Origin of the sequence: Spiroplasma syrphidicola EA-1, from assembly GCF_000400955.1 — a bacterium.
Classification (GTDB): Bacteria; Bacillota_I; Bacilli_A; order Mycoplasmatales; family Mycoplasmataceae; genus Spiroplasma; species Spiroplasma syrphidicola.
The window spans coordinates 982,434-1,006,570 of sequence record NC_021284.1 but is presented as its reverse complement, the minus strand read 5'-3'; the positions used below and the strand labels follow the sequence as shown (position 1 = coordinate 1,006,570).

The following is a 24,137-nucleotide window of genomic DNA, read 5'->3' as shown; positions in this document are numbered from 1 at the left end:
GTAGAATATAACGACGAGTTTATGGACTACTTAAAAAAAGTTGTTTTAGTCGGCTGTCATTTTATTGTAGAATATAACTTAGCATATGTTGATAGTGTGTTAGCTATTGTTTTAGTCGGCTGTCATTTTATTGTAGAATATAACTTAATCTATTGCAACTTATTAGCACACACTGTTTTAGTCGGCTGTCATTTTATTGTAGAATATAACCTCCTACTCATTCAGCACCACACAACAGCAGTTTTAGTCGGCTGTTATTTTATTGTAGAATATAACAAATTTACCTTCTATACAGCAAATAAGGTCGTTTTAGTCGGCTGTCATTTTATTGTAGAATATAACTAACAAAAGAATACTTTAACTTCCCCGACTGTTTTAGTCGGCTGTCATTTTATTGTAGAATATAACAGGGGTTACCTGCCCTATCGCTACTCACTGGTTTTAGTCGGCTGTCATTTTGTTGTAGAATATAACAAACCATTAAAGCGATTAGCATTCACATTGGTTTTAGTCGGCTGTCATTTTATTGTAGAATATAACTGGATCATTACAAAGTTGAAAAAAACAAGAGTTTTAGTCGGCTGTCATTTTATTGTAGAATATAACGCACTAGTATAGTTCTTTTTACTTAAAAAAATATTGTTTTTTAAAAAAATATAAAATATAATACTCTTGAAAAACTATTAAAATGAGTAGGGTTAGTCAGGAGACATAAAATGAAAAAATTACTAGTAATGTTTACTGCAGTTTCCATGATAACATCTACCTCGTCATTAGCAGTTTCTTGTGGTCCGGATCGAAATCCATATGTTTCAGAAAATAATAAAGTTGTGCTTAATAAATATAATTTTCAATTGGATGAAGACTATATTTATGCAACATTAATTTTTGGGGCCTTAGTCAATGACAATACGAATATAACAAAATTTAATGCTTTTTTTAATGATAATGATAATCATTATATTGATTATTTAAAGGTTAAAGAAGAACTACCAGTTCAAGATAAATATGATAAACGGATTTATCATTTTACAATAATTAGAGATTTAAGATACTCAGCAATAATTGATTCAGAAGTTAGTTGTACTCTTTCGTTTAATATAAATAATACAATTCAATTTTCTAACAATTTAAAAACAAAGATAACTATCTTACCCCCAATGAAACAAACACAGTCGTAATTATTTTTAATATAACAATAAAAAAAATAGCCATACTAGGTAGGCTATTTTTTATGCGATATCTTTTAATCAATTAAATGTTCGTGCTACCGAAACTTTTCAACCTTTTAATAATTTTTTAACAATTATCTGATCTAATTTTGGTTGATATTTTTTGTCAACAATTAAAATATCTTTGATGTCATCAATTGATGCTCAGAAATTTAAAGCTAACCCTGCTAAGAAAGCTGCTCCCATTGCCGTTGTTTCAATGTTTTTTGGTCGGACAACTTCCACTTGACTAATATCAGTTTGGAACTGCATTAAATAATTATTGCGACTTGCTCCGCCATCAACTTTAATTGTTTTAATCGCTTGTTGCAAATCTTCTGCCATTGCCATAATAACATCATATGATTGATAAGCTAATGATTCTAGTGTCGCTTTAACAAGATGTTCTCGTCTTGTTCCACGTTCTAGACCAAAGATTGCTCCGCGTGAATATGAATCCCAATATGGTGAACCTAAACCAGTAAAGGAAGGAACAACATAAACTTGTTGGTCATCATTTACTAAACTAGTATATCAATCAGTTTCACTGGCATGATAAATAATTTTTAGAGCATCTCGTAATCATTGAATTGCCGCTCCGGCCACAAAAACTGATCCTTCTAAGGCGTAAGTAATTTTATTATTGTAGTCTAAAGCGATTGTTGTTAATAGACCATTACTTGATTTAACCGGAGTTTCTCCTGTATTCATTAAAATAAAACATCCTGTTCCATAAGTGTTTTTAACTTCTCCAGGCTCTAAACATAATTGTCCGAATAGCGCAGCTTGTTGGTCCCCAATTGCACTAGCAATTGGAATGCGAATTTCAGTTTTTTTGCTCAATAGTCCTGGGAATGTTGACCCATATACTTCTGAAGAAGATTTAACCATCGGTAAAATATTTTTTGGAATATCAAACAGGGCTAATAATTCTTCATCTCAAGTTTGGGTATGAATATTAAACAACATTGTACGACTAGCATTTGTTGAATCCGTAATATGGACTTCCCCCCCAGTTAAACGATAAATTAATCAAGTATCAATTGTTCCAAACATTAGATTATTATTTGCCGCTAAAGTTCGTGCTCCTTCAACATTATCCAAAATTCATTTGATTTTTGAAGCTGAAAAGTAGGGGTTTATAATTAAACCAGTTTTTTCCCGAATCATTTCTTTTTTTCCGGCTTTAATTAATTCATCACAGTAGTCAGCTGTTCGGCGATCTTGTCAAACAATGGCATTATAAATTGGTAATCCTGATTGGCGATCTCACATGACAACTGTTTCCCGTTGATTTGTAATTCCAATCCCGACAATTTCTTCAACGCTAATTTTAGCTTTATTAACAGACTGGACTAAGGTTGTTCGCTGGGAGTTTCAAATCTCAATAGCATCATGTTCAACTCACCCCGCTTTCGGGAAAATTTGGCTGAATTCTAAGGCATCACTAGCAACAATTTCTCCTTGATGATTAATAATTAATGTTCGACAACTAGTTGTTCCTTCATCTAAACTAATAATATATTTTGCCATTAATATTCCTCCTTTCTTAAATTGTTGGAATAATTTCTTTTTGGATTGGGTCAAAGGCCGGGTTAACTGTTAAATCTAATCCTGTTTCTTTTAATAAAGTTGTAATGTATTTTGCAATGGCTGGTGCTGAACTTAGTCCCGGTGATTTTGTTCCAGCAACATTAATAAATTTTGGATTAGCATGAGCCCTAGCTAAGTAAAAATCTTTTGTTACTGGTTCAATTGGGCGTGACCCAGCAAAACGATAGCAATTTTTTTCCATTTTAATTGCTGGAATAATATGCTGGCCAATTGCTCCAATTTGGGGTTCCATTGCCGGGGTTACTAACCGCGTTTCATTTTTAGGGACATCTTCTTGGGCCGTTGGGCCAACTAATAGATGGCCATCTAACATTGGCGCAACAATAACTCCTTTGCCATGAATTGTGGGGACCATAAAAACAATATTGTTTACTAAGTGTCCTTCACTTTTTTCTAAGACACAATATTCACCGCGTAAGGTTGTTAATTGAAAATCAGGATAGCCAGCCATTGCGGCAATTTCATCGCAATAATGTCCGGCGGCATTAATAATGTATTTGGCATGATATGTTTTAATCTCATTTTCTGTTTTAGCAGTAATTGTAAAATAATTATCTTGATAAGTAATGCTAGATACCAACTGGTCTAAACAAAGATTAACACCATTTTTAATACTATTGGAAAAGAAACTTTTCGTTAAAACAACTGGATCAACAACATAAGAGGAGGTACATAATAAGCCCCCAATTACTGCTGGATTAAGATTTGGTTCAAGTTGATGAACTTCTTTTTGATCAAGTAGTTTTAAATGCTCTGGCTTAACTTGATTTGTTAAACCCCGTTGGTATAGTAATTCTAATTGTTCTTGTTCGGCTTTATTAAAAGCAATTACTAATGAATTTACTTGTTGGTGGGGAAAACTTAGTTCTTTAAAAATTACTTGATAGAGATGATTTCCTTCAAGGTTTAACTTTGCTGTTAATTTACCTGGTGTTGGATCAAATCCTCCATGGATCACCCCCGAATTTCCTTCCGAAGTTTCCATTGCAACTTTTTTATTTTTTTCAAGAACAACTACTTTTAAATGATAGCGACTTAATTCACGGCTAATTGCCGCCCCAATTACTCCGCCACCAATAATACAAACGTCATAAATTTCTTCGTTAGTCATCATTTCTTCTCCTCGCTTTATTGGTTAAAATAGTAAAAAGATTGCTCCCCCAACTAAGCCAGCAGCACTAGGGGCAAGTACTGGGACTCAACTGTAACTTCAGTTTGAACTACCTTTATTTTTCAGTGGTAAAACAAAGTGTACTAACCGAGGTGCTAAATCCCGAATTGGGTTAATTGCATAACCAGTTGTTCCTCCTAATGATAATCCAATTCCAAAGACTGTCAGTCCAACAAATAATGGACCTCAAGCTCCTAGACTAAAAGTATTATATTTTCCAATTGCTAAAATGGCGCTAACTAAGACAAATGTCCCAATAAATTCAGCAAAGAAATTGAAAAAATTGTTTTTATGAGTTGGCCCAGTTGAATGGATTGCTAAGACAAAGTCTGGTTGGTCAGTAACAGTATCTTTAATGTGTTTTCAATAAAAAATGTCTACAATAATTTGACCAACAATTGCTCCAACTAATTGGCCAAGCAAGAGGGCAGGTAATAGGTACCATCCGTTTGCATTAAACCAAGTTTGTTGAACAACCATTGCAAAGGTTACAGCAGGGTTTAGATGGGCAACCCCTTTTAGGGCACTAGCGACCATTGCCCCGACTAAAACGGCAAAACCTCATCCAGCAGTAATTGCAAAAAAACCTTGACCATTTCCCTTTGTTTTTTTCAGAATTGTATTAGCAACAACACCATTTCCTAAAATAATTAACAACATTGTCCCGAAAAATTCTAGACCAAAATGTTGTAAGAATAATCTTGTTTCTTCCATAATGATTAATTCTCCTTTCTATCTTTTTTATAACATTTTCGGGGGCTTAAGTTTGCTAAGAATTCTTAGCAACGGGGGAAAGCGCTAATAACTGCAGATAATAATTGGCAAAACAACTATTAATTTCTTGCTGAATAATTGTTAAATTTTCTCGTCATAATTGATAATTTTCAAGATTAAAAAGAATCGCACTAAAAATATGAATAAGATCAAGTTTAATGTATGGTTTATGACGATTAGTATCTTTGGCAATCGCAAGGCGATAACCTTCGCGCGTTAAGGATAAAAAAGCCGCAAATTCAAGCTGACTAATTTTTAAATGCATACGAATATTTTCTAAACAGGTAATAACTTTTTGGTAAATTTCTGTTTCCATTCAGGACTCCTCCTTGTGCAATTTTCAATTTTTTATTGTTAGTTATTAAGACGGGTGGTAAATTAATTGTTATTTTATTATATTGTAAGGTATTTTGATTCAATTGAAAAGGGTGTAAGAAATAAAATAAAATTATTCAACTTTTGTTTTTTCGTTTATAATAAAAATGAAGTGAAAATTTTTAAATAAAAGAGGAGAAAAAATATGTCAAATAAAATGCAAGGAATTGGTGCTAGTCAAGGGATTGCGATCGCCAAAGTTTTTAAATTAGAAGAACCAAAATATCTTATTCCTGAAGAAAATGTTAATGATACAACTGCTGAAATTGCAAAATTAGAAGCAGCAATGACAAAAGCTAGTGCTGATATTACTAGATTACAAGAAATTACTTTAGAAAAATTAGGAGCAGAAAAAGCAGCTATTTTTGAAGCTCATGGCCAAATTTTAAATGACCCAGCAATGATTGATGATGCAAAAGCAATGATTAATAATGATCAAAATAATGCCGCTTTTGCTATTCACACAGTTGCCCAAAAATTTATTGCGATGTTTAGTGGAATGGATGATCCATATTTTAAAGAACGTGCCGCTGATATCAAAGATGTTACTGACCGTTTAATTAAATATTTATTAAATGTTCCAGTATTAGACTTAGCAACAATTAATGAAGAAGTTATTATTGTTGCTGATGATTTAACACCATCACAAACAGCACAATTAGATCCAAAATTTGCCAAAGGATTTGCCTGTGATATGGGAGGAAGAACAAGCCATGCCGCAATTATGGCGCGTAGCTTAGAAATCCCTGCAGTTTTAGGATTAAAAACAATTACAAGTCAAACTAAACACCATGAAAATATTATGATTAATGGTGAAACGGGAGTTGTTATTTTAAACCCAAGTGATAATGAAATTGCTGAATGAACAGCTGCTCGTGCTAAATTTGCTGAACAACAAGGGGAACTATTAACTTTTAAAGATAAAGCAACTGTTTCAAAAGATGGTTACACAAAATTTGTTTTAGAAGGAAATATTGGATCACCAAAAGACGTTCACGGGGTATTAGACAATGGGGGTGAAGGAATTGGGTTATTCCGTAGTGAATTCCTATACATGGATAATGATCACTTCCCAACCGAAGAAGAACAATTTGTAGCTTATAAAGAAGTGTTAGAAAATATGCAAGGGAAAGCTGTTATTATTCGAACATTAGACATTGGGGGAGATAAAACATTATCATACTTTGAATTCCCACATGAAATGAATCCATTTTTAGGATATCGAGCAATTCGTTTATGTTTAGATAAAGAAGACGTATTCCGAACACAATTAAGAGCATTATTACGTGCAAGTGTTTATGGCCATTTAGGAATTATGTTCCCAATGATTGCAACCGTTGATGAATTTAAAGCAGCGAAAGCAATTGTTTTAGAAGAAAAAGCAAAATTAGTGCAAGAAGGACATAAAGTTGCTGATGATGTTGAAATCGGAATGATGATGGAAATCCCAGCCGCGGCAGTAATTGCTGATCAATTTGCAAAATATGCTGATTTCTTCTCAATTGGAACAAACGATTTAATTCAATATACAATGGCTGCTGACCGTATGAGCCAATTTGTGTCGTACTTATACCAACCATATAATCCATCAATTTTACGATTAATTAAATCAATTATTGACGGAGCACACCAAGCAGGAAAATGAGTTGGAATGTGTGGCGAAATGGCCGGAGAAGCGGCGGCAATTCCATTATTAATGGGAATGAAGTTAGATTACTTCTCAATGTCAGCGACAAGTATTTTAAATGCTCGTCGAATTATTAGTAAATTAGAAGTATCAGCAATGGAAAAATTAGTTGAGCAAGCAATTATGTGCGAAACAAATGATGAAGTTTTAGCGTTAGTTGAAGCCGCAACAAAAGAAGCATTGCAATAATTAAATAATTTCGTTAAAATTACACTATATTAAAGTAGTGTTTTTTTATTTTTAAGTTAGGAGATGTAAATCCAATGAATACAACCTTATTAATTGCCCTCATTCTAGTGGCTGTTTTTGGTGTTTTAACTTTAGTTAGTGGATTATGGTATTGTTGAGAACGCCATCAAAGAATTAAGCAGACCCCAACAGGAGTTGCTGTTGATTCAAAACAAAAAATTAGCGTAAAAAAACTGTTAGTTAAAAATAAAGCCTTAATTATTTTATTAATTTTTTCGCTATGTCTGTTAGCTTCTGTTGTTGTTATGATTGAAGGTCTTGTTATTATGACCCCAAATGTTTATGGCAGTTAGCAAAAATAGTTAGCAAAGTTATTTGCAAATTTGTCCTCGTAATTCTAAATTTTATAGTATACTTAAAGTATATTTCAAGAATTTAGAAAGGGATAATTCAAAATGGGATTGTTTACAAAAAAAAGTAAAGAGATTGAAATTATTGCCCCAGTTGATGGTGAAATAATTAAATTAGACGATGTTAATGATGAAGTATTTTCACAAAAAATGTTAGGAGATGGTTTTGGAATTAAACCAAGTGCCGGAAACTTTTTAGCCCCAATGACTGGAAAATTAATGACAGTTTTTCCAACTGGTCATGCTTATGGAATTAAACATGCAAGCGGAGTTGAAATGTTATTACACATTGGAATGGATACAGTTTCATTAAATGGTGAAGGTTTTAACATTAAAGTTAAACAAGATGATAATGTTAAACAAGGAGACTTATTGTGTGAAGTTAATTTAAGCCAAATTAAAGATAAAGTCCCAAGTTTAGACACTCCAATTGTTTTCACACCAGATGCAATTGGTAATCATACAATTAAACTTTTAAAAACTGGAAAAGTTAAACAAGGTGAAGTTGTCGCTGTTGTTGAATAACCAGATAAAAAAATCTTATTAATAAGATTTTTTTATTTTTTGGCAATTATCCTTTTTACGACACTTTTTGCTATAATTGTTAAAAAGAAAGGAAATTAATTCAATGGTTAAACTAATCTTTATTGCGATTGCTTTTTCAATATATTATTATTGGATTTTTTCCTCAACAGGGGCAGTTTTAACAGAAATGCTAAAATTACGAACAAAAAATATATATTTTGGGATGATTATTGGTTTTTTCTTTTATTTTGCTGTTGTTTCGCTCTTTTTAATGCCGTTTCAATTAATTCCGGATTTACGTTATATTTTCCTAGTTTATTTACTAGGGGCTATTAATGTCCTTTATTCCTTAGTCCTCTTAATTTTAATTCGGTTTTGATTTAATATTCGTTTATTAGATAAAAACCATGCCATTTTTTTGTTTGCGATGGCGATTTTTATTGTAGTTTATTATCTTAAAAACTACTTTATTTCGCCGGCCGGTCAAAATCTAAATACTAGTTATATTTTAACTTTCTTTACCCGTGATCAAAAAGATTTAACTAAATTTGTCTTAGACCCTAGTGTTATTATTGGTAATACCAGAGCTTTAGCCTCATTGGGATGGTTTACGAATGTTTCAATGTGATTTACAATTACTAACTTAGATCCGAATGAAATTATCTTAAATTTATTAGATATATTAGATGCGATGGTGTTTGCGGCATTATTTGTTACGCTATTAAATAATTTTTCACGTAAAAATAATAACAATTTAGTTAGTGGGTTTTTTTCCCTCCTAATTTTAATGGGTTCCAAACTCCTAATTTATTATTTTGGTTATGATGCCTGGCACCCCGAAAATATGATTACAAACTTATTTTTTGTTATTTTTATTATTTTAAGTATTTATACTAATGCTGAGTATCGCAATCGTAATATGCCCTGGATCATTGGAATTATTTTTACAAGTTATATTACCTTTGACTGAGATGCTACTTATATTATTCTTTTCTTAGTTTATGTTAGCGGTTGAATTACAATGTTGAAGTACCAAGTAAATTTTTTAAAGGATTTAGTAAAATTTACGATTTTCCCAACAATTTGTTTCATTTTCTATAATATTTGATATGGGACAATTTGATTAATTTTTGTTTTCTTAGGGTTAATGTTAATTATGATTATTTTATCGATTTTACTATATCGGAATTATGCACGGATTTTTGAAATTGAGAAGGCAATTTATAGCCATAATCGGGTTTTAATTTTTGTTATCCCAAGTTTATTTACAATTGCTTCTGTTTTAATTTTATTAGCTTCAGGAAAAATTAAACTTGATTTTTGAAATCTTGAAGCAATTGCTTCCTCAATTTATACTCAGTTAGGATTAGCAAAAATTAAGGACTTAGCTAATAGTATTTTCTTAATTATTTCCTTTATTTTTCTTGGGTTTGGATTATTATGAATTTTCTTTATGGAACGAATTCCCAATTTTTCAGCTAAAACCTCAATTAATATGTTGGCAATTTTAACGGTTACTTTCTTTAACCCCTTAGTTGGTCGTTTCTTAATTTGGCTCTTTAATGACCGGGCTTTATTAAATAATGCAACCGTCTTTATTGTGGCGATTTTAGTTGCCATTAATACGTCTGTTTATGCCATTAAAATTAAACAATTTAAAAAAATTACTTGAAAACCGCAGCAAAAACAGCAAAAGCAGATTAATTACAAGCAAAAATAACTATTAAAATACAATGGAGGAAAAACAATGAACCAAGCAGCAGCGCAAAGCAGAATTGAAGAATTAAAACAATCGTTAGAAGAATGGAATTATCAATATTACGTTCTTGATAATCCTAGTGTTTCTGATCAAGAATATGACCGGGCAATGCAAGAATTAATTGCTTTAGAACAAGAATTTCCGGCTTTAATTACCCTTGATTCCCCAACTCAACGCGTATCAGGGACAGTTAGTGAAAAGTTTAGTAAATATTTCCATACGAGTCCAATGTTAAGTTTAGGGAATGCTTTTAACTATGAAGATTTAGTTCATTTTGATGAACAAATTAAAGAATTAACGGGCCTATCAGCAATTGATTATACTTGTGAATTAAAAATTGATGGCTTATCAATTTCATTAGTTTATCAAAATCATCTATTAGTAATGGGGGCAACACGAGGTGATGGTATTGCGGGAGAAGATGTGACAACTAATATTAAAAAAATTAAATCTATTCCTTTAAAAGTAGCCCAACCTAATTTGATTGTTCGTGGGGAAGTCTACTTATCATTAGAAGAATTTAATAAAATTAATGCTGAGCGAGCGGCGAAGGATGAACCACTATTTGCTAATCCTCGTAATGCTGCCGCTGGAACGTTACGGCAATTAGATTCAACAATTGTGCAAAAACGAAACTTAGATGCCTTTTTATATTATTATGTTAATGCCATTGAAGATGGGATTCCAACCCAGTATGAAGCTTTAAAACATTTAGAGGGATTAAAATTTAAAACCAATAAAGAATATCAATTATGTCATAACGTTGATGAAGTATGAAATTATATTCAAAAATATCAAGATTTACGTCATCAATTAGGTTATGAGATTGATGGAATTGTCATTAAAGTTAATGATTTTAAATTATATAATCGAATTGGTTATACCGCTAAAAATCCGAAGTGAGCAGTTGCTTATAAGTTTCCCGCTGAAATTGTTACAACAAAATTAGTTGATATTTTTCCTAGTGTTGGACGAACTGGCAAAATTACCTATAATGCTGTTTTAGAACCTGTTCGCATTGCTGGGACAATTGTGCGCGCGGCAACATTACATAATGGTGATTTTATTATCAAACGCGATATTCGGATTGGTGATTATGTTGAATTAAAAAAAGCGGGTGATATTATTCCTGAAGTAATTCAGCCGTTACTTGATCGACGACCAGAAGAGACAGTTAAATGAACGATGGCTAAAAAATGTCCTGATTGTGCTAACTGATTAGAAAAAACCGATGATGAAGTTGACCAATATTGTGTTAATTCTTTATGTCCAAAAAAAATTACCCGGGGATTAGAACATTTTTGTTCTCGCAATGCAATGAATATTGAAGGTGTTAGTGAAAAGATTATCAATCGTTTATTTGATTTGGGATATTTAAAAAGCTTTAGTGATTTATATTTATTAGAAAATTATCGTAATGAGATTATTGAATTAGATAATTTTGGTGAGAAATCTTTTCAAAATATGATTGACTCAATTAATCGCTCAAAAGAAAAGTCATTAGAACGATTGTTATTTGCCTTAGGAATTCGTCATGTTGGCCAAAAAACAGCCCAATTATTGGCAAAAAAATTTCAAACAATTAACGCAATTCAAAACGCAACAGTTGAAATGTTATCAGTAATTAATGATGTTGGGCCAATTGTTGCAACTAGTGTAGTTGACTATTTTAATGTCCCAAATAATGTTGAAGAAATTAGCAAATTAATTAACCACAATGTTAATGTTAAGTATTTAAAAAGTGATAGTTTTGTTGTTCAAAAATTAGAAAATCAGCGCTTTGTTATTACGGGGACATTATCAAAACCGCGGGAATATTTTAAAGAATTAATTGAAAATTATGGGGGCCATGTTTCTGATAGTATTAGTAGTAAAACAACTTATTTGTTAGCCGGAACAGATGGGGGTAGCAAATTATTAAAAGCAGCAAAATTAAATGTTAAAATAATTAGTGAGATAGATTTTATCAACCTAATTGAAGGAGGAGAATAGGAAGTAATGAAGATGACAACAGAACAGTTAAAACAATTAGCAAATGATATTATGCTAGATTTTGGGGCGGAAGAATTAGAGAAATTAAAAAATGAATTTGATGTGATTTTAAAACAAATGGATTTAGTGCAAAAAATTGACACAACAAATGTTCATTCAATGCATTTTCCTTATAATTTAACCGTTGATTATTTACGCGAAGATGTTGAGCCAATTGCTGAACAACAAAAAGATATTTTAGCATTAGCACCAGTTGCAGAAGGGGATTATATTGTAATTAATAAGGTCGTAAAATAGAGATGAAGAATTATACAGTAAAAGAATTACATGAAAAATTAGTGGCAAAAGAAATTACCCCTTCAGCGGTAATTAAAGATAGTATTGCCAAATTAAAAAAATATCAAGTTTTAAATGCAACTGTAACAGAATTAGAAACAATCGCAACAAATTTTGCCGCGCAATTAGATAATAGCCCAATTTTACCAGGGGATTTTTTAGCGGCGATTCCTTATGTAGCGAAAGATAATTTTGCGACAAAGGGAATTTTAACAACTGCTAGTTCAAAAATTTTAAGTAATTTTGTTCCTACATATGAATCAACTGTAACAGAGTTATTAAAAAAAGAACAAGCTATTTTAGTCGCAAAAACGGCTTTAGATGAATTAGGAATGGGTGGCCATGGTCTTTATGCCTATACGGGGGATGTTTTAAACCCATGAGATTTAATAAGAATTACCGGGGGTTCATCATCTGGTTCAGCAGCTTTAGTCGCAAGTGGAGTTGTCCCATTTGCTCTGGGAACAGATACAGGAGATTCAGTTCGTAAACCAGCTAGTTATTGTGGAATTGTTGGTTTTAAACCTAGTTATGGTTTAATTTCACGCTTTGGGGTTATCCCATATGCACCATCATTAGATACAGTTGGTTATTTTACCCGTTCTGTTGTTGATAGTGCCATCATTTTAGATTATTTAGCAAAAAATGATCACCAAGATGCAACATCATTGGCTAGTTCAGAAAAAGATTATTATCAAAACTTAACAACCGATTTAAAAGGGAAAAAGTTTGCGTATTTTCCGTTTGTTCATAAGCAATTATCACCAGAATTAAAAACAGCTTTTAATGAGTTATTTGTAAAATTAAGAGAACAAGGGGTAGAAATTTGTGAAGCAACATTCCCAGAACAGTTATTAAAAACATTATTACCAGTTTATATGATTATTTCTTATGCCGAAGCAATTAGTACCCATTCAGCGTTAGATGGAATTAATTTTGGTCTTCGTGTTCCAGGTGAAACATATGAAGATGTTATGATTAATTCGCGGGTTAGTGGTTTTGGTCGTGTTGTTAAACGTCGTTATGCAATTGGATCATATGCCTTATCAAAAGATAACCAGACCTTATTATTTTTAAAAGCAAAACGAGTTCGTCGTTTAATTGTTGATGAATTAACAAAAGTTTTTGCTAATTATGATATTTTATTGCTACCATCAGCAACAACAGTAGCACCAAAAATTAGCGATGTTAAAGCACATACTTTAACAGAGGAAGATTTAGAATTTTATTTTGATGATTTGTTAGTTTTAGCAAATATGATGGGTAATCCATCAATTACTGTGCCGTTAACATTAGTTGATGGTTTACCAGTGGGGGTAAATATTAATGCCAAACCGTTTGCTGATCAAATTGTTTTAAATGCTAGCTTATTAATCGAAGAAATTACGGGGTTAAAAAATCTTGTTGCCCCAGGAGGAGAAGATAATGAATAATTTTGAAGTTGTTATTGGAATTGAAAATCATGTTGAATTAAAAACAACAACAAAAATGTTTTCTCCGGGGCCAGTTAGTTATGGGGCAACCCCAAATACGAAAGTTAATATTATGGATCTTGGATATCCTGGTGTAATGCCAACCGTTAATAAAAAAGGAGTTGAGCTAGCTTTAATTGCTTGTCATGCTTTGCACCTTGAAATTGACCCAATTGTCCAATTTGATCGAAAAAATTACTACTATCCAGATTTATCAAAAGGATTCCAAATTACCCAACAATATTATCCAATTGGAAAAAGAGGACATCTAACAATTATTGATGAAGATAATACTCCTGTTGTTGTTAAAATTGAACGTTTACACATTGAAGAAGATACGGCTAAACAATTACATTATGAAGATAAAACCTTATTAGATTATAATCGCGCTGGAATTGGGTTGATTGAAATTGTGACAGAACCAGTTTTACGAACAAGTTATCAAGTTCGTAAATATTTAGAGCAATTACGGGAAATTTTATTATATGCAAATATTAGTGATGCCAAAATGAATGAAGGATCATTACGTTGTGATGTTAATATTTCCTTACGTCCCTTTGGGAGTAAACAATATGGGAATAAAGTTGAATTAAAAAACTTAAATTCCTTGGCAAATGTTGAAAAAGCAATTGAGTATGAAATTAACCGTCAATCACAAATTTTATTAACGGGAGGAACGGTTGAGCAAGAAACTCGTCGTTTTGATGAAAAAACAAAATCAACGGTTTTAATGCGGAAAAAAACTGATGCCACCGATTATAAATATTTTTCAGAACCTAATATTTTCCCAATTAAGTTAGCCCCAGAATGAATTAATGATGTCATTAAACAAATTCCAGAATTACCAGCGGCAAAAAGGGTTCGTTATCAGAAAGATTTTCAGTTAAAAGAAACCGAAATTGAAGTTATTCTACAAGATTATAATTTAATGCGCTTTTTTGAATTAACTGCTAGTCAAACAACAAATTATGCAATGTTAGCGAATTATTTAATTGGTGATATTCAAGGTTATTTAAATCAAAATGGTTTAACTTGAGGACAAATTACTTTGCAACCCGAACAGTTAGCAGAAATGTTAAATTTAATTTCTGATAATACGATTTCAACAAAACATGTTAAGACAATTTTACCAATTTTATTAAAAGAAAATGTCAGTCCAAAAAGTTTAGTTGATAAATTAGGTTTAAAACAAATTACTGACCCAGCTGAAATAGCAACAATTATTGAACCAATTATTGTTGCTAATGGGGAAATGTTATCCCAATATGATGATCGCCCAGAACGGGTAATTAAATTCTTTATGGGAGAATTAATGAAGTTAACAAAAGGGCAAGTAGCGCCAGAAATTGGCCAAAAAGTTGTCGAAGAGTTAATTGTTAAAAATCAAAAAAAATAGATGGAAATTACTTTCCATCTTTTTCATTGTCGGTTGTTTGCAGTTTAATTACTAAATCGTTAATTGCATTAATTTTTGAAATAACTAATAATTCATCTCCTAATTTTAATGTATCAACATCAGCTGGCAAAATAATTCGGCCTTTTCTTTTAACATGGACAATATTATAGTCCTTGTTGTTAATTAAACGTAAATCTAGTAATGATTGTCCTTCAATTGAAGGTTCAGTAACAATAATTGAAACTGATGCATAGTTTTCATCAACTGTTTGAATTTCAATATCAACATCAAATAATGCTTTTGAAGCAGTCATATGCCCAGCCATTACATCTGGTTGAACAATATTAGTGATTCCTAATGCCTTTAAGATTCTTGTGTGACGAGAATCTTTTGCTTTCGCAATAATATTAACAACACCAATATCTTGTAAACTAATGATTGTTAGAATACTTGCCTCAATATTTGTCGCCATTGTCACAATTACCGTATCATATTGTTCCATTCCTTGCTCAATTAAATTAGCTTTAATAGTTGTATCTAACGCTACACCATCAACTTGCTCATAACTTGCCACCATATTATTAATTTTTGTTTGGTCAATATCAAAAACCATAATATGCTGTTTTTTCTGAATTAATGTATCAACAATTGCTTGCCCAAAATTATTAATCCCGATAATTGCAAAACTTTTTTTTCGTGCCATTTGTTATCTCCTCAATTTCTAGTATAAACATTATACTATTTTTTACTTTTTTAGGCAAAAATATCACGAAGATTAGGCCCTTAACATTTACGGAAAAATGGGGTAAAATAAGATTAGTAATATTAATTCATAATAACTTTTTAAAAGAGGAAAGGATTAATTTTATGACCAGAAATGATAAAGAAAAAATTTTAGCGCATTTTCGCCGCCAATTTAATGCCCCAGATATTTTCCCTTGTGTATTATGTGGAGAACCAACTGAGGAACACCAAAGTTGTTGTTCAACTTGTATGTATGATTTAACCCCAAAAATGATTGAAGATTATCAGCGGATTGGGCCGGAAAAATTTTGATTTAAATACTATGAAAAATAATTTTAAAATTCTCAATAAAGCAAAACTTTATTGAGAATTTTTGTTTAAAAAATGATTTAGTGCTATTTTATTAACTAATACGGATATTATTAAGACCTTGTAGTATAATGTTATTAATAAATAGAGATGGTAAGGGGTATAAATTAATGCAGATTTATCAGCAATTTTTTAAAAATATTTTTAAAAGAAAGCATGAACCAAGTAAAGGCAAGGGTGAAGATACTGCTGCTCCAATCACCCGCTCACGCTTTCATTTTTTACCGTTTTCAAAAGTCGCTGGAAAACTATTTTTAATCTATGTTTTAGTTGTTTTTATTACCGGTTTTCTATTATCTGTTCCGGGGATTGTTGTTGGGAATCGCATTGTTTATGATCCTTGGGGAGAAATCATTGGGGAATATAATTTTCAGTGGAATTTCTTAGTAGGATTATTTACCGCTTCAAGTGCTTTTTCTGATACCGGATTATCAATTGCTAATGCTGCCGCTGATTATACTTTTTTTGGCCAATTTATAATTATTGTTCTAATCCAAATTGGTGGTTTTGGAGTTTTAACATTTAAAGTAATGTTGCTTGTTTTATTAGGGCGTCGGATCTCAATTAAAGATCGTCAATTAGTCCAAGGGGAACGCGGAAGCAGTAACTTTGGTCAAACAATGGATTTAATTAAAAATAGTTTTATTTTTTTAGTTATCATTGAGTTTATTGCCGCAGTGCTACTATTTTTTAATTTTTATTTTTCACCAGGATCAACAGCGGGGGAACATATGATTGATAATGTTACTTACCATGATTTTTGAAATAGTTTATGAAGTGGGGTTTTTCACTCCGTATCAGCAATTAATAATGCTGGGTTTGATATTATTGGAAACTCATCGTTAATGCCATATAATGGTAACTATTTTATGCAATTTATCTTTTTATTTGAATTTGTTATTGGTGGTTTAGGGTTCCCAACTTTTTATGATTTAAAACGTAAAATTATTGCCTGAAAAAATAAGGAAAATGTTAAATTTAGTTTATTTACTAAAATTAACTTTATTACCTATGTTCTAATTTCCTTTGTCGGAGTTTTTGGTGTTTGGTTAATTGAATTTGTTAATATTAATGCTCCAGGAGAATCAATTTTAGCGCAAGCATCATCAAATTGGAATGGTTTTATGAATGTCTTTTTTAATACCATGTCAACGCGGAATGCTGGTTTTTCAACTGTTGATATGACCAAATTCTTACCCGGATCGCGGGCAATTATGTCGATGATGATGTTTATTGGATCTGCTCCCAGTTCAACAGCTGGAGGGATTCGGACAACAACCTTTGCGATTATTATTTTAGCAATTTGATCGGTTATCCGGAATAATGACAGTGTTAACGTCTTTAAACGGAAAATCCCCAATGAAACGGTCAAACGGGCATTAGTTGTCACGGTAATTTCCGGCATGCTTGTTGGCCTAGCTGTTACAATTATTTGTGCTGAAAATCCCCATTTAAACTTCTTAAATGTTTTATTTACAATTTGTAGTGCCTTTGGGACAGTAGGATTAAGTGCCTTTTCCTTTACCGAGATGTATGGTCTAGGAGTTTTTAGTACGTTAGTTTTAATTCTGTTAATGTTTATTGGACAATTAGGAGTTTCATCAACATTATTAGTATCAGTACGAGGAACAGGGAAAAAAGAATATAGTTATGTTGAAGAAAACATTGTTATTGGTTAAAAAAAAGAAACTTTTATCAAGCTTCAATAATTTGGTATAAATCTTCGGCGACTTTTTGATGGGCCCATCTTGTTGGGTGAAAATTATCAAAAAAGAAGTGTTTGCTTAAATTTTCGGGACTAGTATTATCATAATATTTTGGAATAATTTTTCCGGTGCGCAGCTCTTTAAAATCAAAGTTAACACAAGGATCAGTAATATTATGGTGAGGATCAAGCTCTTGAAAAGCCAACAGAAATTGATTTGAACGGGTAAATAAATCATATTGTTTAATAATTATCTTTTCATTTTGGGCGGCTATTTTGGTGATTATTTTATCAATTCCGCTATTATATTTTTTTGTCATTTTTGTTGCTAGTTTACGTTGTTCATTATTTTGAAAATAGGGGATACTTCCCAAATCAACGCTATTAATTAACAATAAATTTTTAACTCCTTGTGTAATTAAGACATTAAGAGTTTGTTCAAGATTAATTAAACTATTATTTAGGTGGTTTTGTTTAACTGCCAGCTCAGTATTTTCTGTCAAAATGTTAATTAAATCATTACCACCAATTTGAACAATAACTAAATCTGTTGTTCCAACATTATGTTGTTCTAGTAATGCGGTTGCTTGGTTTGCAAGATTGAAATGGTTAAAAAATAGCCGTGATAATAGGTTATCCATTGGCCCTGTTGTGGCCCCAGCAATAGCATAGTTATTGCCATGTTTACTATATTTTTCATCTTTATATATGAAACTTCATCCGGCTGTTAGGGGTCAACCCATTTTTTCCGCTAACACTTTAACACTCACATCACCATTTGTAAAAGAATTATTGACAAATGGTTTGGGCATCATAATGGCCTCAACTGTTTCGGTTTTTCCAGCATTTAAAAGAACTGTTCCAGCCGTGGCCAGACCATTTGAATCACTTAAACTATCACCCAAAATAAAAAAATTAGTAAGTTTTTGATTTCCTGGTTTTGCTGTTTTATTACTATCTTTTGTGTTATTAAATAACATATGAAATACCATCTCCATTGCCTTGTTGTAAAAATAACTTATTTTAAATATAACCGAAAAACAATAGATGTCAAGAAGAAAAAATTATTGTCGTAAAAAGTTTTAGATAAAGATTTCCGAAAAAAATAGTTGTTTTACTTGTTTAATAATTTAAGTTTTGTATAATAATAATTGTAATCAATTTGGAACAATACTCAAGTTGGTGAAGAGGGCACCCTGCTAAGGTGTTAGGTCGGGTAACCGGCGCGAGAGTTCGAGTCTCTCTTGTTCCGCCATTAAATTTAAAGATTAGTTATGAAGTTATATTTTACTATAACTTTTTTTATTTTAATTGATAAAATATAAGTATGAAAATAATGTGGGGTTAAGTTATGAAAAATTGGTTAAAAATTATTTTATCAATGATTTTCTTATTTGGATTAGTAGTATTAGCAATTGTCGCAGTAGCAGTTGTTTTTAACATTCAATATACTTTTATTTTTCTGGGGTTTATTTTAATTGACTTTTTGTTTTCTTTTGTGATTTTTTTCTCAAAACGACGTTATGAAGTTAAATTTTCTTGAATTATTTTTATTAATTTTGTCCCAATAATAGGGCTTTGTTCATATTTTATGTTTGGACGAAAATACCATTATTCAAATCAAAAAACCTTATTTTATGAAAAAATTAATAAAAGGGAATATCAAAATAATTTATTAACAAATAATGAAGCTAAAAAAACGGCTGGTTTATTACCTCAACATTTTGTTAAAACAGTTGATTTAATTAATGAAATTGCGGAAAAACCGTTATATCAAAATAATGCGATTGAAATTATGGAAAATGGCGCAAAATGTTTTCAACGAATGTTAGATGATTTGGCCAATGCTAAATCATATATTTTACTAAATTATTTTATTATTGCGGATGGGGAATTATTTGAAATTGTTTGTGCTGTTTTACGTGAGCGAATTGCCGCTGGGGTCCAAGTTTTTATGATTTATGATCATGTTGGAAGCTATTTTAAAATTAGTAAAAAAAGTATTCGTAAATTACGAAAAATTGGGGTTATTGTTCAAAAGTTTTTACCAATTATTACTCCATTTATCAATGGTAATGCCAATTATCGTAATCACCGTAAAGATGTTGTAATTGATGGTTTAGTCGGTTATACGGGAGGAATTAACTTAGCAGATGTTTATGCTAATCAATCGGCAAAGTTTGGTTTATTTCATGATGTCCAAGTTCGGATTGCTGGAAAGGCCGTCCGCGGATTAGAAGTTACCTTTGTTGATGATTGATATTTTGCAACAAAACATCAAGAAAAGTTAACAGAATTAGTCCCAGCGATTTTACAAACAAAAAACTATAATAGTCAAGGAACAGCGATGGTTCAAATTGTTAGTCATGGTCCAAGTATTGACCAATCAATTACAAAAGATGTTTATTTATCGTTAATTAATAGTGCGCAAAAGCGAATTTGATTATCAACACCATACTTTATTCCCCCAATCGAATTAATTGAAGCGCTTAAATTGGCTGCGCGGTCAGGGATTGATGTCCGTTTAACAATTCCAGGTCTAACGGATAAAATTTTTGTTCTTGATATTACGAAAACTTATTGCCGTGAATTAATTGCGGCGGGAGTAAAAATCTTTGAAATGAATGGTATTTTTAACCATAATAAAATTGCCATTTTTGATAATGATGTCACAATTATTGGTTCTTGTAATTTAGATTACCGTAGTTTTTTTGCCGATCATCAAACAAGTGCAATTATTTATGATCAAACGGTTGTTGAAGCTTTTTTACCACGCTGAGAATGAGACTTTCAGCATGCTATTATGTGACAAGAATGACCAATTAAATATAAGCCATTAAAATATCGCTTTTTGTTAGTTTGTCTAAAACTTTTTGCACCAATTTTATAAGTTGAAATAAAAATAAAGTATAATTATTTTGTAAGTAAAAGTAGAAGGAAGTGGGCTAATGTTATTTAATAAATTAAAAAAATCAGATGACCAACATGAACCAGAGCAAAAAGAGAAAAAAGTTAAAAACTTATTACAAGAAGATAAAGATGAAGCAGCAGTAGCAGAATTATTTGAAGAAAAACCAGTTGGGGATGTTAAAACTGGCTTTAGTTTTCGCCGTCGAAAAACCCAAAAAATTATTAAAGAAATTAATAATCAAAAAGTAAAAGTGCTACTCTTTTATACTGATGTAAAAAATATTTTACGACAATTAGAGTTTGGCCTACAACCGGTTAATAACATTCATTTAGGTAAAAATGATGAATATACTGTTTGAACCTATTTAGAAAAAAAAGATCATTTAGAATTTGAGTTAGATAATTCAACACGACACTTTTTTTGAGAGTGAATTGCTGAGCAAAAAGTTGATCCCAATCAAATTGCAATAATCGCTTTAGATATTAAAAAATTATATGAACAGACAAAAGCGGATTGAGAATATGATGAAGTGACTCGCCGGATTAAAATCTCTGAAAATATTAAACCAGAAGTAATTTCATGAATTTTAGTTAAAAACCCAGAATATGTTAAACGGATTGAACAATATTTAATGAGCCAAAATAATTTAAAAATTAAATTATTTAAAGGGGAAAAAGGTAATATTGAAAATTTAACAGTTAAAAGTAGAAAGAAGTAAATTATGAGTAAGAAATTAGATAAGATAACACCTCGTAGTGTTGACTTTCCCCAATGGTACACTGATATTGTTTTAAACGCTGATTTAATTAGTTATGGGCCAGTTAAAGGGACAATTATATTTAAACCTTATGGTTATGCAATTTGAGAACATATTCAACAAATCCTTGATGGGGAATTTAAAAAATTAAAAGTTAAAAATGTTTATTTTCCATTATTAATTCCTAAATCATTGTTTAATAAAGAAAAAGATCATATTGAAGGTTTTGCTCCGGAAGTAGCAACAGTCACAAAAGTTGGTGATAAAGTGTTAGATGAAGAGCTATATATTCGTCCAACTTCTGAAGTATTATTTGGGACGTTTTTTAGTAAGGAAATTCAAGGTTATCGTGATTTACCATTATTATATAATCAATGAGTGAATGTCTTACGCTGAGAAAAAACAACCCGCCCATTTTTACGCACAAGTGAATTTTTATGGCAAGAAGGACATACTGTCCATAGCAGTGCACAAGAAGCCCAAGATTTTACTTTAAAAATTTTAAATCTATATGCTAAATTTGCTGAAGAAACATTATTGTTACCAGTTATTAAGGGTCAAAAAACGGAATTTGAAAAATTTGCTGGAGCCGATAAGACATATACAATTGAGGCATTAATGTATGATGGGCAAGCTTTACAATGTGGAACAAGTCACTATTTTGGCCAAAATTTTACTAAACCATTTGATATTAAATTTTCAAATAAAGAAAATCAATTAGAGTATGCTTATTCAACATCATGAGGAGTATCAACACGACTAATTGGGGGAATTATTATGAGCCACAGTGATGATAGTGGGTTAGTATTACCTCCAGCAATTGCCCCAATTCAAGTGATGATTGTTCCAATTAAAAATGATGAACAATTAACTACAGTAAGTAATGAAGTAATAGCAGCTTTAACAAACTATCGTTGTGAAATTGACTTTTCAGACAAAAGCTATGGTTTCAAAGCAGCAAATACTGAAATTAAAGGGATCCCGTTACGAATTGAAATCGGGCCACGTGATTTAGCTGAAAATAAGGTGACAATTGTTCGCCGTGATAATTTTGAAAAAATTCCAGTTTTATTGGCTGATATTCCAACTGTTGTTGATAAACTGTTAAAAGAAATTAGCGTTAATTTATATGAACGTGCTTTAAATAATCGTGATGCAAATACAAAAAGATTAAATACTTTTGCAGAATATAAAGCGGCGCTTAACGCTGGAAATGGTTTATATTTAGCGCCATTTTGTGGCAAAATTACTTGTGAAGAAAAAATTAAGGCTGAAACGCAAACAACAACTCGTTGTATTCCCTTTGGCATTGAACAAGAAAAAGCAAAGTGTTTTTACTGTCAAAGTGATTCAGAATTAATTGTTTATTTTGCTAGGTCATATTAAAAAGGAATTTAACCTCTTATTTAGGTAAAACTAAAATAGGAGGTTTTTATTTTGTTTGCTGTTAATGAATCATCAATTTACAATAATGATAGTCATAATTTTATTGGCAACAATAAAATTAATTTAAGTTTAGATGTGGCAATTGAAACTTTAGCCCTTCCTGGTGGGGAAGGTGAAGAATTATATCCGTTTTATTTTCGTCCAACAATTGGGATGATCGAACCATGATTTGACAAACATGGCCAAACAACAGAAATATATCGCCAAGATCGCTATGGCCATTTTAAATCATACCAATGATTATTTAATCATTTTCCAAGTTTAAATCTAAAGATTATTGAATTAGAAGTTGTTATTAATGTTAATAATAAAAAAGGTTGTCTATTTGATAATTTAGTCAAAAGTAATAATAATTATATTATTAATATTAAAGATAAAACAATAAGCTTTGGGCATTGAGCAAAATTAGCTATTCCTAATGGCTGTTTTACGACAACTGAGGTTAATAAAATGAGCACAGTTATTACAATTCCTAGTTTAGAAGATAATGGTCTTGTGGCAAAAACATCCTACTTAGAAACAATCGTTAATTTACACAATAAGGTTGAAGCTGCCCAGGAACAGTTAAAAATTAGTCCATTTCTGAAATATCAACTATATAATATTGCAACGGGTGAATTTTATCAAAAAAGCACTTTGGCAGAAAATAATTTTGAAATATCATTTAATCACATGACAAATAATTTTATCGACCAGCTCTTTAAGATTAGAACTGAACTTGTGTTTGATAAAGAACAGTTTAAGGGTTTTCCAATTGATGTTTGATCAAAAATTGATAAAATCAATAATTTTTATAATTATAATTTTAATCCGCTTCTAACAGAAACAACTATTATAGAAAGTAAAACAAAGTATGATAGTGATAAAATCCGTGGTTATTTACAATATGATTTCGGGACAAAAAGTTATTATCATCATTTCATTGATAAACCTTATTTTGATTCTAAAAAAGAAGTAGTTAGTTTTCAACCAAATTTTGACAATAGGATGATGGGATTCATTACTAATCCTTTTTTAGCACAAGAACAAGTATTTTTATCAACAAAAATTTTACAGTGAAATATTACAATAAATCAAATTTTAGTATCCCAACCAAATTATAATAACTTAAGAATAAAAATTCTTGAACAAGAACTTGACCCTCATAATGAACTCACAAAATTAATAGATAGTTTTAATCAAATTTATCTAATAAATAACTTTGATTTAAGAAATTATTTTAATCAGGAATTCACGAAGGAAGTGTTTGATACTTTTTCAGCGGAGTTTTATTATAAAAATTAGTAGTAAAAAA

The 24,137-nt window shown here is 31.1% G+C and carries 21 protein-coding genes, 1 tRNA gene and 1 CRISPR repeat array (1 of these 23 only partly in view); of the genes, 16 read left to right on the top strand and 6 right to left on the bottom strand.

Features of this window, described 5'->3' with window-relative positions:
• Positions 1-606: a CRISPR direct-repeat array (repeat unit 36 nt; unit sequence GTTTTAGTCGGCTGTCATTTTATTGTAGAATATAAC) (it extends 1,214 nt beyond the left edge of the window).
• A gap of 110 nt (positions 607-716) precedes the next feature.
• On the top strand, positions 717-1,181 hold the full coding sequence (locus SSYRP_RS04755) for a lipoprotein (protein ID WP_016341162.1): 465 nt from the start codon (positions 717-719) through the stop codon (positions 1,179-1,181).
• Between the two features lie 51 nt (positions 1,182-1,232).
• Here SSYRP_RS04755 and glpK read toward each other — a convergent pair whose 3' ends face one another.
• The 4 genes from glpK to SSYRP_RS04735 are packed head-to-tail and all read right to left on the bottom strand — an operon-like array spanning position 1,233 to position 5,086.
• A complete protein-coding gene (glpK, locus tag SSYRP_RS04750; protein WP_016341161.1) occupies positions 1,233-2,744 on the bottom strand; it encodes a glycerol kinase GlpK in 1,512 nt (503 codons plus the stop codon).
• 16 nt (positions 2,745-2,760) lie between these two features.
• Positions 2,761-3,936, bottom strand: a complete 1,176-nt coding sequence (glpO, locus tag SSYRP_RS04745) for a type 2 glycerol-3-phosphate oxidase (RefSeq protein WP_041614508.1) — start codon at positions 3,934-3,936, stop codon at positions 2,761-2,763.
• A 24-nt stretch (positions 3,937-3,960) separates the two neighbouring features.
• Positions 3,961-4,710, bottom strand: a complete 750-nt coding sequence (locus SSYRP_RS04740) for an MIP/aquaporin family protein (protein WP_016341159.1) — start codon at positions 4,708-4,710, stop codon at positions 3,961-3,963.
• Positions 4,711-4,765: 55 nt separating this feature from the next.
• Positions 4,766-5,086: a hypothetical protein gene (locus SSYRP_RS04735; protein ID WP_016341158.1), complete on the bottom strand. Its 321-nt coding sequence runs from the start codon at positions 5,084-5,086 to the stop codon at positions 4,766-4,768.
• Between the two features lie 204 nt (positions 5,087-5,290).
• Between SSYRP_RS04735 and ptsP the strand changes: the two genes are divergently transcribed.
• The 8 genes from ptsP (at position 5,291) to gatB (ending at position 14,911) form a co-directional block, all read left to right on the top strand.
• Positions 5,291-7,021 carry a phosphoenolpyruvate--protein phosphotransferase gene (ptsP, locus tag SSYRP_RS04730; protein WP_016341157.1) on the top strand — a complete coding sequence of 577 codons (1,731 nt, stop codon included), beginning with the start codon at positions 5,291-5,293 and terminating at the stop codon, positions 7,019-7,021.
• A gap of 74 nt (positions 7,022-7,095) precedes the next feature.
• A complete protein-coding gene (locus tag SSYRP_RS04725) occupies positions 7,096-7,374 on the top strand; it encodes a hypothetical protein (RefSeq protein WP_016341156.1) in 279 nt (92 codons plus the stop codon).
• Positions 7,375-7,476: 102 nt separating this feature from the next.
• Positions 7,477-7,956 (top strand): PTS sugar transporter subunit IIA, encoded by a 480-nt coding sequence (locus SSYRP_RS04720; protein ID WP_016341155.1) that lies wholly within the window; start codon positions 7,477-7,479, stop codon positions 7,954-7,956.
• A 103-nt stretch (positions 7,957-8,059) separates the two neighbouring features.
• The gene (locus tag SSYRP_RS04715) at positions 8,060-9,676 is read left to right on the top strand and encodes a hypothetical protein (protein WP_016341154.1); all 1,617 of its coding nucleotides are present in this window, start codon (positions 8,060-8,062) and stop codon (positions 9,674-9,676) included.
• A gap of 27 nt (positions 9,677-9,703) precedes the next feature.
• Positions 9,704-11,707: an NAD-dependent DNA ligase LigA gene (gene ligA, locus SSYRP_RS04710; RefSeq protein ID WP_016341153.1), complete on the top strand. Its 2,004-nt coding sequence runs from the start codon at positions 9,704-9,706 to the stop codon at positions 11,705-11,707.
• Positions 11,708-11,713: 6 nt separating this feature from the next.
• The gene (gene gatC, locus SSYRP_RS04705; RefSeq protein ID WP_041614506.1) at positions 11,714-12,004 is read left to right on the top strand and encodes an Asp-tRNA(Asn)/Glu-tRNA(Gln) amidotransferase subunit GatC; all 291 of its coding nucleotides are present in this window, start codon (positions 11,714-11,716) and stop codon (positions 12,002-12,004) included.
• Positions 12,005-12,006: 2 nt separating this feature from the next.
• Positions 12,007-13,476, top strand: a complete 1,470-nt coding sequence (locus SSYRP_RS04700; RefSeq protein ID WP_016341151.1) for an amidase family protein — start codon at positions 12,007-12,009, stop codon at positions 13,474-13,476.
• Positions 13,469-14,911 (top strand): Asp-tRNA(Asn)/Glu-tRNA(Gln) amidotransferase subunit GatB, encoded by a 1,443-nt coding sequence (gene gatB / locus SSYRP_RS04695; RefSeq protein ID WP_016341150.1) that lies wholly within the window; start codon positions 13,469-13,471, stop codon positions 14,909-14,911. Before SSYRP_RS04700 ends, gatB begins: the two co-directional genes overlap by 8 nt.
• 7 nt (positions 14,912-14,918) lie before the next feature.
• Here gatB and SSYRP_RS04690 read toward each other — a convergent pair whose 3' ends face one another.
• Positions 14,919-15,614: a potassium channel family protein gene (locus tag SSYRP_RS04690; RefSeq protein ID WP_016341149.1), complete on the bottom strand. Its 696-nt coding sequence runs from the start codon at positions 15,612-15,614 to the stop codon at positions 14,919-14,921.
• 164 nt (positions 15,615-15,778) lie between these two features.
• Here SSYRP_RS04690 and SSYRP_RS04685 point away from each other — a divergent pair, with 164 nt between their 5' ends.
• Positions 15,779-15,988: a hypothetical protein gene (locus SSYRP_RS04685; RefSeq protein ID WP_016341148.1), complete on the top strand. Its 210-nt coding sequence runs from the start codon at positions 15,779-15,781 to the stop codon at positions 15,986-15,988.
• Between the two features lie 146 nt (positions 15,989-16,134).
• Positions 16,135-17,703 (top strand): TrkH family potassium uptake protein, encoded by a 1,569-nt coding sequence (locus tag SSYRP_RS04680; protein ID WP_016341147.1) that lies wholly within the window; start codon positions 16,135-16,137, stop codon positions 17,701-17,703.
• 13 nt (positions 17,704-17,716) lie between these two features.
• Here the strand turns inward: SSYRP_RS04680 and SSYRP_RS04675 are convergent, their stop codons facing one another.
• Positions 17,717-18,709, bottom strand: a complete 993-nt coding sequence (locus tag SSYRP_RS04675) for an SGNH/GDSL hydrolase family protein (RefSeq protein WP_016341146.1) — start codon at positions 18,707-18,709, stop codon at positions 17,717-17,719.
• A gap of 184 nt (positions 18,710-18,893) precedes the next feature.
• On the opposite strand from SSYRP_RS04675, the gene SSYRP_RS04670 reads away from it, so the two are divergent.
• The 5 genes from SSYRP_RS04670 (at position 18,894) to SSYRP_RS04650 (ending at position 24,127) form a co-directional block, all read left to right on the top strand.
• A tRNA-Ser gene (locus SSYRP_RS04670) sits at positions 18,894-18,984 on the top strand.
• A 96-nt stretch (positions 18,985-19,080) separates the two neighbouring features.
• Positions 19,081-20,619 (top strand): cardiolipin synthase, encoded by a 1,539-nt coding sequence (cls, locus tag SSYRP_RS04665; RefSeq protein WP_016341145.1) that lies wholly within the window; start codon positions 19,081-19,083, stop codon positions 20,617-20,619.
• Positions 20,620-20,677: 58 nt separating this feature from the next.
• Positions 20,678-21,358 (top strand): hypothetical protein, encoded by a 681-nt coding sequence (locus SSYRP_RS04660; protein ID WP_016341144.1) that lies wholly within the window; start codon positions 20,678-20,680, stop codon positions 21,356-21,358.
• 3 nt (positions 21,359-21,361) lie between these two features.
• A complete protein-coding gene (proS, locus tag SSYRP_RS04655; RefSeq protein WP_016341143.1) occupies positions 21,362-22,783 on the top strand; it encodes a proline--tRNA ligase in 1,422 nt (473 codons plus the stop codon).
• A 51-nt stretch (positions 22,784-22,834) separates the two neighbouring features.
• Complete coding sequence (locus SSYRP_RS04650; RefSeq protein WP_016341142.1) at positions 22,835-24,127, top strand: hypothetical protein; 1,293 nt, start codon at positions 22,835-22,837, stop codon at positions 24,125-24,127.
• Positions 24,128-24,137: the final 10 nt, after the last annotated feature.